The sequence below is a fragment of the Methyloprofundus sedimenti genome (assembly GCF_002072955.1).
Classification (GTDB): domain Bacteria; phylum Pseudomonadota; class Gammaproteobacteria; order Methylococcales; family Methylomonadaceae; genus Methyloprofundus; species Methyloprofundus sedimenti.
In genome coordinates this window covers 714,740-726,850 of sequence record NZ_LPUF01000001.1, presented here as the reverse complement: position 1 = coordinate 726,850, position 12,111 = coordinate 714,740, and the positions used below count along the sequence as shown (strand labels likewise).

Here is a 12,111-nt window from a genome sequence, read left to right as displayed (position 1 = left end):
TAGCTCAGGACAATAGAACTACCGCACAAACTTCAGTTGTACTAGTTTGAACTTATAACAAATCTAGAATCAAAAACAAGATAACTGTTAAACCCAGTCCACAATAGATCACGCCATTGACGCTGGCATACAGTTTCATCTTACCGCCCTCAGGCAGCTTCTTAAATACATCAATATGTTTAATAGCAGGATAAGCACCATTGAATTCAAGAGCGACGATAACAACAACAGCAACAAGAAACGCTAATATGCTAAAGCTATGTGGGTAGTGAGCAGACGCTCCCATGAAAAATAGCATCGGAATAGAAAATAGTGTATTGGTTCGTGATGCCAAGCCTGCTGTAGCTAATGCACCTGCCGCTTCAGGCAAGGCAACCCCACCTCCCGCAGCTTGAGTTGCCGATGCAATAACAATTTTCTGATTAGGCCAAATGATTAACCAGACGTTTAAAAACATAAATAAGCCTAGTAGTGCGCCTACATAAATATCCATAGACATTCCACCACCGCGAACAGCAAAGATACCCAGGCCGGTTAATAAAGTAAACATCGCTCCCCAACGAAACCACCATAAAGCCTTGGGTACTAATTTTTGTATAGCATCTGATTTTGATGTAGCATCTGCTTCTTTAAAATATTCAGTCTGAACAAAGTTAAAATAATAAAGCAAACCTATCCATGTAATACCAGCCATAAAATGTCCCCAGCGCAAAAGCATTTCTACACCGAGACTTGTTGTAATTAATTCCATACTCATTCCTCATTTATTATAATTATTGTAAATCTACACAATCCTATGATTGTGATACTAAATATAAGCACGACTAAGGCTTTTTCGTCAAACAATAATACTAAATCAAAAAACTACGGTTCCTGAGAATTTTATGCGATATGTTGCCAGTAAAGGCTTTACTAAATAAAAGGAGAGGGAAAAATAATTTATTTGCTGCATCAAACTCAGCGTTAACTAATAGATATTAGTCGCTTTTATTGTCATTAAGGTTGCTTAACAACAGATCTGCCATTCTGGCTAATAGCTAGCTTTAATTTATTAATTAAGTTCTTCACCAAGATTAACTATTACACGTATTGTCCATATAATAGTTAACCTGAGTTCGGGATAAGAAAAGGTGGGCAGTCTTTTGAAAATCTGAAAAAATAGAAACAACCAAGAATTTATTTTTTCTAAGACTGCCCAATGCTAAGTTTAACCCGATTATTTTGTGATGTAGATGATTTTTGTAAAACCTTTTTACCCCACTGGGAGAAAACCCAAATAGAAAACGGTGAAAAGAAAAGACGGAAAAAGCGTTGCATTAGCCCCAGTGAAATAATTACTTTGATTGTTTACTATCATCAGTCAGGGTATGACACATTTAAATGGTTTTATTTACGCTACTTGCCCAAAAACTTATCTAAAGCTTTCCCAAAGGTGCCGAGTTATAACCGTTTCATTGAATTATTGCCCGATATTATCGGTCCTTTAACGGCTTTTATGCAAACACGTTGTGGCCGAAGTGAAGGTATTGCATTTGTTGATTCAACACCCCTTTGCGTTTGTAAAAATATTCGTATTCCGCGCCATAAAACTTTCAAAGATGTGGCCCAACGAGGCAAGTCTTCTACGGGCTGGTTCTATGGGTTTAAATTACACATTATTGTGGATGATCGAGGGGAAATACTTTCTTTTTCAATCACGAAAGGGAATGTTGATGACCGTAAACCCGTACCAAAATTGGCTAAAAATCTGATTGGAAAGCTTTTTGGCGATAGAGGATATATTTCTAAAAAACTCACTGAACTTTTAGCAACCGATGATGTTGAGTTAATCACAACTCTCAAGAAAAATATGAAACCACGAGTCATAGCTGCTTTTGATGCACTTTTATTGAGAAAGCGTAGCATTATTGAAACTATCAATGATCAACTTAAAAATATTTTTCAGCTTGAGCACTCTAGACATCGTTCGCTTACGAATTATATGATCAATATTGTTGCTTGTTTAGTTGCTTATTCTTACCAGGAAAAAAAGCCTGCACTCAACTTACGTAGAGAAGATTTATTACCTTTGTTATGACGTCTTATCCCGAACTCAGGTTAGTTAAGGCTTGCAGAAGTTTTTTTAAATGAACGCCTTCGTCTTCATGCCGCAACTTGCATACGCTTAAGTAACTTGTATAATCTAAGGTATGCGGTGAAAATTATGCGCGTTTCTGATCATAATAGAATGCTAGTTCGCTCTTCCTGGCACTTAATTATGCTTTTAAACGTTTATATTCGAAAGCGTCCCATTCTAAGGGAGGGGTGGTAACATACCGCACCTTAGTAAAATGTAATCTAACGTTCGCGTACAAATTGATTAACCATGAAATTTTGGAAGTCAAGATTTAACCCTCAATGCAAAATCTCTCAACAAGTTTTATTAGATATTAGCGAGAAAGTGACTCAGTCATACGCCCCTCATGATAACCGACACCTGCCAGAGCTTGTGCTAATGCCAGTTGACCCAGTTAATCTTTACGCTTACTGGAACCTGAAACAAAGCGAAACTGAAAATATAATCGAACATCTAGATAAGCAATTGGCCTTGAGAATTTACACTTTACCCGAACTCAGCGCAGATCCCAGCAATGTCAAATTAAGTTTCGATATCAAGGTGCAGGGATTTCAGAACCGGCAAAAAGTGCATTTGCCAGTTGCTGCATCAGCCTATTCAGCTGTTATCGGCGAGATCAACGCAGACGATAGTTTCAGTGCTTTGGCTACTGCCGAGACCATTCATGTTCCACGCCAAAGTCCAGTATCTGAGATCAACATCGATAACACTGTAAATGCTTTACAATTCAGCCAGACACAGGAAGACAAGCTAATAAGAAATCATCAGCCACAAAAAAATCAGGTCACTGAAGACCACGTTATTGAAAGTAAAAATATCCCACAAACTGAACAACCATCGGAAGATAATTATGTTACTGAAACAAATGCTGAAGTTCCCTGGTCTGAGGCTCTGATTTTAAAAAATTTTCAGGGCTATGGTTACGATTTAAAAGTATTTGAAAAAGAAAGTGACGCCGAAAGTATAACTACTTCGTCTCATTCGACGCTAGCAAAACAAATTGCAAAAACGCATACATCCTCTAAAACAACCAAGACTAAAATTAACAATACTTCCGGTCCAGGCCGTTTATTTTAGTGCCGATGAAAAAAGGATTTCTTAGTATTATTCTGCATGCACACCTGCCATTTGTACGCCACCCGGAATACGATAGTTTTTTTGAAGAAATCTGGTTATTTGAAGCAATTACAGAATGTTATGTGCCGTTAATTCGCTCTCTTGAACGATTGCACCAGGATCGTGTGAATTATAGATTGACTCTTTCACTGTCACCACCGCTTATTTTAATGTTAAGCGATCAGTTATTGCAGTCGCGCTACATAAACTATATAAATAACCGATTAGAACTGGCAGAAAAAGAAATTATCAGAACCAGAAGTACGCCGGAATATCAAAAATTAGCCAGGCTGTATAGACGCTTATATCTGGATACGCTGGATATATTTGCTAATCAATATGACTGTAATTTATTAACTGCCTTTAAGAAGTTTAATACGGCTGGAAATCTGGAGTTGATTACCTGCGCGGCTACGCATGGTTTTTTACCATTACTGAATAGAAGTGAAGCAGCCGTTCGCAATCAAATCAATACCGGCGTTGAGACCTTTATAACGCATATTGGTTTCCCCCCGTCTGGCTTCTGGCTACCCGAATGCGGTTATTATCCAGGACTGGAAAAGCACCTGAAAAATGCAGGCATTAATTATTTCTTTGTAGATTCGCACGGTATCGAAAATGCCAGTGAATCACCTCGAAATGGTGTCTATGCACCACTGAATTGTGGTAATAATGTTATGGCCTTTGCTCGTGACCCAGAATCATCACGTCAAGTATGGAGCTCACATGAAGGCTATCCGGGAGATTACGACTACCGCGAATATTACAGGGATATTGGTTTCGATCTGGATATGGACTATATTGCACCTTATATTCTGGACGGACATATTCGCATTAATACCGGCATTAAATATCACCGGGTAACGGGAGCTGATCTCCCCAAAGAAGTATATCAGCCTCGACAGGCATCATATAAAGCCCGGTTACATGCGCAGGATTTTATCAACAAACGTCAACAACAAATCAATCGACTGAGCACCGATATGGATCGTCCCGCAGTCATAGTATCGCCGTATGATGCCGAACTCTTCGGGCACTGGTGGTTTGAAGGGCCACAGTGGCTGGAATGGGTACTGCGTTTTGCGGATAAAAATACTAACGGGGTAAAAACAATTAGTTGCTCTGATTATTTAAAACAAGTCTCAGACCATCAGGTAGCAACACCGTCCGCATCTACCTGGGGCGATCAGGGCTATTCTAACTTCTGGATTAATGAAACCAACGACTGGATATATCCCTTATTACACAAAGCGGGAGCAGATATGGAAAAACTAGCCATCACTTTTCAGGGAGTTAAAGCCAGCCCACTGCAGGAAAGAGCCTTGAATCAGGCTGCACGTTCATTATTATTGGCCCAGGCATCGGATTGGCCCTTTATCATGCAAACCGGGACCACCGTTGAATACGCAACGAAACGTATCACCGATCATTTAGCAAGATTTAATTATTTACGTGATAGTATTCGCAATAATGCTATAAATGAACGCGAGTTAAGTGCTCTAGAAATTTTAGATGATGTTTTTCCAAATACTGATTTTCGAAATTTCAATGTACCAAAACAAAATCTTGAGTAATTGTTGATAACAAATGCGTGTAAATTCTTGATACGATTAAAATTTGACTTGACCCTTAGGTAAAAACTCTGCCAATAATATAAGCCTACCAAGGAGTACTATTAAGCATGAATAAAATTAAACTGCTCTATGTAGAAAATATCATCATTCGCAAGGCTAAGCATGTTCAACAGAAACTAACGTTTTTTTTGGCGCTTGAAAATATCGGCTATGATAAACAAGTTGACATTTTTTGGGCTGGAGAAGATAAAATCTGGCAACAACTGCCTGCGCAATATCACAGTATGCTGGGCAATGGCCAGGAATATTGGTCTGCAAGTGTTACAACAAGCTTAACTGAAGAACTATCACTCCCTGGAAATATTGAATTTAATATCCGTTATCGGGTTGCTGATAATGAATATTTTCTCAATAATGACAACAATAATTACAGGAGCGAAGCTGATTCAGGCATTCAACTGACGGATAAACAGCCTTTACAAAATGTTGCTTTTGAAAATCAGTTACAAGGTGATAAGCAAACTATTGACCTGACTGCTGCCGTCGATCAATCTTTTGCCGCCACAAAAGTCACCATCCACTGGACTATCAATGACTGGAAAACGTCCAAAGAAACAGTTTGTGAATATCAACGCTGTTACTGGAATAAAACATTTCATAGCAATGCACGAAACCCGAATCAATATGGAACTCAACTCTGGGTAGGCAAAATCCACCATACGGAGCTGTTTAACTTAAAATATGTCATCAGTTGTGAAAATAATAAGCAAACAGTCTGGGATAATAATGAAGGGCATAATTATTCCTTTCAACGAGAGCAACTCAAGGTATTGATATTAAATCTACATTGCTATCAGGAAGAAAATCAGGATAAAAAATTCACCACCATAGCGAACACTATTAATGATCTGGATATAGATATTGTTTGCTTGCAGGAAGTCGCAGAATATTGGAATGACGGCCAGGGAGACTGGCAATCTAATTCTGCCAGAATTATTAATGACCGTCTGTCCGAACCTTTTCATATATACCACGATTGGTCTCATTTAGGCTTTGACAAATATAGAGAGGGGGTTGCAATGCTAAGTCGTTATCCTTTATCAAATCACGAATCCCGGTATGTATCAGATAGTCATGATATTTACGATATCAATTCAAGAAAGGTCGTCACCGCTCGCGCCTATGTGCCTTATATTGGATTTATAAATATATTTTCAGCACATTTAAGTTGGCTGGAAGGTGGTTTTCAGGAGCAATTTCATCGATTACGTGAATGGGCCGCAAACAATAAAAACGATGATGTTAAAGCGACTTTATTATGTGGTGACTTTAATATAACAGCTGGAGCAAATGGTTATCAAATGGTGGTTGATTCGGGTGAATACGAAGATCAATATCTAGCCGTGAATAAACAAGGCGTGTTTGATAAAATATTCAAGGTAAATGATGCGCACTGGCAAGACTTGCTTGCTGACGATTACCGCATCGATTATATCTTTATGGATAAAGATGCTCAGTTACGAGCCACTTCCGCAAGGACTATTTTTACAGATGAAGATTATGGGCGTGTCTCTGATCACTGCGGCTATTTAATGACTTTTGAATCTCTTTAACAAAAAATAATCAAAAAGGTAATGGTATGCAACAAATAGCTGAGCATTTTGCCAAACCAGTGCATGGTGAACTAGGAGGGTCATTTGCGCGAGTAAATGATTTTAATCATCAATTTTTTCTTCGCTGGGGAAAAATTGAATTTGAAATGTTTCATGGCGCTCAGATTAACCTAAAAATCGTACTTAAAGTCTATCGTCAACATAATATCTGCGAAACATACATTGTTGATACAGATGCCTATGATATTAAATGGAATCATCATAAACGCCGCACCCGAGATTTTTATATACACCCTTACTCCAATTCTTTTGGTGTCATCAATTGTGTCAAATTTTCCTTTATTATTCATCAGGACGAGCACTCCATTCCATCGGAAAAAGAATATATTTTTATGGACTGGGCGCAATTGCATGCTGATTCTGACACACCGCAATACAGAGAGATAAACAGTCTGCATTCCACTCAGAATCATTACCGCACTTATGAGTTACAAGCCCATGAATTACAAGCTGATGTCGACTGGATAAATCATCATTTTGACTCTTTACACCTGGTACCTAAATTCACCAAAGGCCAGCCTAATCACCCTTATCACCCTAAACGCTATATCCACGATTTGATCGATAAGGTAATTCATTGCAAACATGCAAATCATGACCGGCTTTGTACCATCAAAGTCAGTGTGGATTGTATTGATGATGCCGATTTTGCCAGTCATTTGATTTATGCCAGTGAACAAGGAGTACTTGTCCAGTGCCTGGTAGATTGGCGCAAAATGACCATGACCAATAGCCATAATTATTCACGTTTAAAAAGTGCAGGGGTTGAATTGATTGGTGTAGTTTGCAGCCCTGATCATCACTTAATAGAAGTCGAGCCCGATATGCATACCAAATTCATTATTTTTAATGATGAAGATTGTATTTTGGGGTCGTTTAATATTACTTTTGAACGCTGGTGGGCCAACTGGGAATCTGGCATGACCTTTCATTCCAAGGGCATGTGTCGAATACTGGATAATATCTTTCAAAGTCAGCGCGGTGGCGTTATCCAGCGCTATGGTATAGATCCTTTAAGCCACTTTAATTTACTCTATACCTTTGGCAGACACTTCATGGCGAATGGAGAAAATTATCTTCCGCATCATGCCATTCTGGCGGAAATAAACCGTGCGAAACACTCAATTAAAATTAGCTTATTTTTGATTGGTGAATTGTTAGGTAATTATAATGACAGTGTTATTAGCGCCTTAATCAACGCTAAAAATAGAGGCGTATATGTACATATTCTGTTTAATGGACATTTGGCCAGGCAAGGTAAGATTGGCGTTGAAAGGAGTATGGAAGAGGAGTTAAATCGCCCCTTGCTACCGGTTATAGAGCGCTTAAGAAACTCTGGAGTTCATGTGGGGCTCGTTTATGGACAAGATGACCACCCAGTGCCGTATTCTCCGATTCATTCAAAATACTGCATTATTGATGATTATATTGTTATCGATGGTAGTTTTAACTGGTATAACACCTCCGTTTTCTCGCATGATTTAGTCGTTATTGCAGCTAATCACGAAGTTGCAAAACCTTATCTGCATGAATTTGAACAAATACAGCAATCATTCAGGATTTATTAGCGTTAATTATTTAGGCGCATCACGATATTTAATCTACTACAAACCAGGAGTAAAAAAGCTAAAGCTTTTTTACTCCTGGTTGAAAAAGTAAATTGCACGAAGAAAAAAAACTCACCCTTAACCTAACATAATGCCTTTATCTTAGGGTCTCAGGCACAGTTTGTCTGCAAAACACAAACAGGTTATCCACGCTCCCAAAAAATGAGTTGCCTAAGTTATTTAACAAATGCCCCTTTACTGTTTTTTGTTTCCTGAGAAATTAAATATCACCAAAATATTCCCTGCTCAGTTTTCTTAATCTTAGCTAGTTTTTTGCGTAAGGAATTACGCTCTTCATCAGTAATATCAGGTTTAATAAATTCAGAATCTTTACGCAATAAATATCGTGTCACTGCATCTAAGAAATCGTGGTCAATTGCTTCTGCCTGCCATGATTCCGTATAAATAGAAAATTGTGAATAATTATTAATGATGACCTTTATAAGTGATTTTTCATAATCCACTTCAAAACGTAAACGTACCGGTATTTTACGCAATACCAGAAACTTAAGTATATCTTCGTTTTTATGACCTGGGACCCTATGAGTCTTATTGCTTAAGCGTTTGGAGTGTAAAAAAGCAATTTCCTTTTCAATATCTGTTTTACTGCGTACGACATACTCAAACGTCCCCTCACCTTCACAGTAAAAAGTAATATTAATATGCTTTAGTTTATCTATATCTGCTAAACCACCAAAACTATCGGTACTAATTCTGTAATCCTTTTGCATTAAGGAGCCCAGTTGCGGATAACGGGAACTATACTCTTTCACCTGTACAGGCACATCAAGGTAATTTAAATATTTCACCAATTCCTGCATGTATTTAAATATTTCCTGCATTTTAGGCAAAATTTCTGTTTTATAACGTTGCGCCTGTAACTGCTCCAGATCAACTTGCTGTTGCTCAGAGTTTTTTTTCTCGTCTGCCTCCTTTCTTAACTGATCAAGAATGCTCAATTGCTCTAAGTCCCCAACCGTTGTCTAAAAATCTCATAAATCAATACGCCAGCTGCAACTGAAACATTCAAGCTTTCGACGCTCCCTTGCATTGGAATTTTCACTAAAAAATCACATTGTTCACGGGTTAATCGACGCATGCCATTTTCCTCAGCACCCATTACCAAAGCCAGTGGCATATTAACATCTGTAGCATAGATGGTCTGCTCTGCCTCTCCTGCTGCACCTGCGATCCAGATACCTTGTTCTTTTAACCAGCTAATGGTGCGACTTAAATTAGTCACCTGGTAAACAGGTACCATTTCCGCAGCACCACTGGCTACCTTGCATACCGTAGGCGTGATACCTACCGCTTGATCTTTGGTAATAATAATGCCTTGCACCCCCGCCGCATCAGCCGTTCTTAAGCAAGCGCCTAAATTTTGCGGATCTTGTACATGATCTAAAATCAACCAAAATGGTATTTGTTTGGCACTTTCAACCACGGCTTTTAAATCACTTTCAGAGCGCATCGCTGGCATTTCAACTTCTAAAATAATACCTTGATGATTGCTGCCTTTGGACAAATTATCCAGCTTTTTACGATCCGCTTTTTCGGCTCTGATGTTATGCTTTTGTAGCCCTTTAACGATAGACAAGACGCGCTCATCCTGTCTCTTCTGATCTACCCAGGCTTGCTTGATCTTTTTAGGGGCATAATCCAGTGCTGACTGTGCAGCATGAACGCCAAATATTTTAGCTAGATTCATTTACACACCCTTTTTACCTGGCTTACTTTTACTTCTCCTTTTTTTATACTTAGATTTCTTCTTATCATCATGTTTAGGCTTTTTCGAACTTTTTTCTACAGACTGCGGCGCACCTCTGCGCGGTATGCCGACCAAATCAAAATCCATTTTTTTATCATCCAGATTTACACTGATGACTGTTACATTCACGCTATCACCCAGCCGATAGCATACTCCAGTTCGCTCACCTTTTAACTGGTGACTTGTCGGATCAAATTTAAAAAAATCTTGCCCCAGGGACGTCACATGCACTAAACCTTCAACATATAAATCAGAAAGCTCGACAAAAAATCCAAAACTGGTAACTGCAGAAATAACACCGGCAAAAGATTCGCCTATTTTGTCCTGCATATATTCACATTTTAGCCAGCTGACCACATCACGTGTTGCTTCATCTGCACGCCGTTCATTAGATGAACAATGCTCACCCAGAGTGGTTATATCAGGAAAACCACAATAAAAACTTTCTGGCGCTTTACCCTGTAAACAATGCCGAATTGCCCGGTGAACCATTAAATCAGGATAACGACGTATAGGTGAAGTAAAGTGAGTATAAGCCTCTAATGCCAGACCGAAATGCCCCTTTTTCTCAGGGCTATATACTGCCTGTGACATAGAGCGTAATAACACAGTCTGAATTAAATGCGCATCTGGTCTGTCCTTTATGCTATTGGTCAAATGCATATAGTCAACAGGAGTTGGTTTGTCACCCCCGCCCATATGCAAACCCACTTCACCTAGAAAGGTTTTTAATGTACGAATTTTTTCTTCTGAAGGACCTTCATGAATACGTAATAAGCGCGGCATTTTTTTACGATTCAAATAACGCGCTGCTGTACTATTCGCAGCAATCATAAACTCTTCTATCAGTTTATGCGCGTCATTACGCTGTACCGGAATAATTTTCTCAATCTTGCGGTCTGCAGCAAAAACAATTTGCGTTTCCTGAGTATCAAAATCCATTGCGCCACGTATTTCACGTTGCCCACGCATGGCTTTATATAAAGCATACATTTCCTCCAAATGAGGCAGTACAGCATTATATTGTTTTCTTAATTTACTATTATTATGTTCCAGCATTGCGGATACCTTATCGTAGGTTAACCGCGCATGGGAGCACATCACTGCATCAAAAAATTTCGCACGCGTTACTTGTCCCTGAGCATTAATAATCATCTCACAGACCATGCACAAACGATCTTCATCAGGATTTATTGAACACAACCCATTAGATAATATCTCGGGCAGCATCGGAATAACCTGCTCAGGAAAATAAACCGAGGTGCTCCGGTTTCTTGCCTCAAGGTCTAAAGCACTGCCCGGTTGCACATAATGCGATACATCCGCAATCGCTACCAGGAGCTTCCAGCCATTAGGCGTTTTACTACAAAAAACGGCATCATCAAAATCACGCGCATCGGCACCATCAATTGTAACTAATGGTACATTGCGTATATCAACCCGGCCTTGCTTCGCTTCCTCGGAAACCACTTTTTTAAATGGCTTAACCTGCTCAATGACTTCGTCAGGCCAGACGCTAGGTAAATCATAAGTGCGAATAGCAACATCGATTTCCATACCCGGTGCCATATGCGCACCTAGCACTTCAGTAATTTTTCCTATAGGCTGACTTGTTGAAGTAGGCTGTTCGATGATGGACGCGACAACCATATCACCTTTTTTAGCGCCATTTCCTTTGCCACCAGGAATCAAAATATTTTGGGTGATTTTTTTATTATCCGGCTGCACAAATTGCACGCCATGTTCTTTTATAAAGCGCCCGACCACTTGTTTGGTGTTTCGCTCTAATACTTCTACGATCTTACCTTCCCGACGCCCCTTTCTATCCGTTCCTGAAACACGCACCAGGGCACGATCATTATGTAACACACGATTCATTTCCCGTGGAGATAAAAACAAATCTTCCCCCCCGTCATCAGGCTTTAAAAAGCCAAAACCGTCAGGGTAACTTAAGATTCGCCCCGGGATTAAATCATGATTATCAACCAGGCAATATTGCTGACGGCGGTTAAACAATAGCTGCCCATCACGTTCCATAGCCCTTAAGCGTCGACGTAAGGCCTCTAATTGCTCATCTGATTCCAGTGCAAACGCTTCCGCAATTTGCTTTCGCCCTATCGGTCGCCCACCTTTCTCGATCAGTTGTAAAATCAATTCTCGACTAGGTATCGGCTGTTCATATTTCTCAGCCTCACGTTGTGCATAAGGGTCGGTTATGGTACTAAAGTCCAAACCTTTATCTGAGTCTTTGCTCATA

General features: G+C 39.4%; 9 protein-coding genes. 5 read left to right on the top strand and 4 right to left on the bottom strand.

Features of this window, described 5'->3' with window-relative positions; all coding sequences use genetic code 11:
• Positions 1-52: 52 nt before the first annotated feature.
• Positions 53-751, bottom strand: coding sequence for a urate hydroxylase PuuD (locus AU255_RS03165; RefSeq protein ID WP_080521524.1), 699 nt, complete (start codon positions 749-751; stop codon positions 53-55).
• A gap of 447 nt (positions 752-1,198) precedes the next feature.
• On the opposite strand from AU255_RS03165, the gene AU255_RS03160 reads away from it, so the two are divergent.
• The 5 genes from AU255_RS03160 (at position 1,199) to AU255_RS03140 (ending at position 8,047) form a co-directional block, all read left to right on the top strand.
• Entirely contained in the window at positions 1,199-2,077 is an 879-nt protein-coding gene (locus AU255_RS03160) for an IS982 family transposase (RefSeq protein WP_080521034.1), read from the top strand.
• A 288-nt stretch (positions 2,078-2,365) separates the two neighbouring features.
• On the top strand, positions 2,366-3,193 hold the full coding sequence (locus AU255_RS03155; protein ID WP_080521523.1) for a DUF4912 domain-containing protein: 828 nt from the start codon (positions 2,366-2,368) through the stop codon (positions 3,191-3,193).
• Between the two features lie 5 nt (positions 3,194-3,198).
• On the top strand, positions 3,199-4,806 hold the full coding sequence (locus AU255_RS03150) for a glycoside hydrolase family 57 protein (protein ID WP_080521522.1): 1,608 nt from the start codon (positions 3,199-3,201) through the stop codon (positions 4,804-4,806).
• A gap of 107 nt (positions 4,807-4,913) precedes the next feature.
• A complete protein-coding gene (locus AU255_RS03145; protein WP_080521521.1) occupies positions 4,914-6,419 on the top strand; it encodes an endonuclease/exonuclease/phosphatase family protein in 1,506 nt (501 codons plus the stop codon).
• 26 nt (positions 6,420-6,445) lie between these two features.
• Positions 6,446-8,047: a phospholipase D-like domain-containing protein gene (locus AU255_RS03140; RefSeq protein ID WP_080521520.1), complete on the top strand. Its 1,602-nt coding sequence runs from the start codon at positions 6,446-6,448 to the stop codon at positions 8,045-8,047.
• 266 nt (positions 8,048-8,313) lie between these two features.
• On the opposite strand, the gene AU255_RS03135 is transcribed toward AU255_RS03140, so the two are convergent.
• From AU255_RS03135 to rnr, 3 genes are read right to left on the bottom strand one after another with little or no spacing between them, the layout of a single operon-like run.
• A complete protein-coding gene (locus AU255_RS03135) occupies positions 8,314-9,045 on the bottom strand; it encodes a hypothetical protein (RefSeq protein WP_080521519.1) in 732 nt (243 codons plus the stop codon).
• 5 nt (positions 9,046-9,050) lie between these two features.
• Positions 9,051-9,794: a 23S rRNA (guanosine(2251)-2'-O)-methyltransferase RlmB gene (gene rlmB, locus AU255_RS03130; RefSeq protein ID WP_080521518.1), complete on the bottom strand. Its 744-nt coding sequence runs from the start codon at positions 9,792-9,794 to the stop codon at positions 9,051-9,053.
• Positions 9,795-12,110 carry a ribonuclease R gene (rnr, locus tag AU255_RS03125; protein WP_080521517.1) on the bottom strand — a complete coding sequence of 772 codons (2,316 nt, stop codon included), beginning with the start codon at positions 12,108-12,110 and terminating at the stop codon, positions 9,795-9,797.
• Position 12,111: the final 1 nt, after the last annotated feature.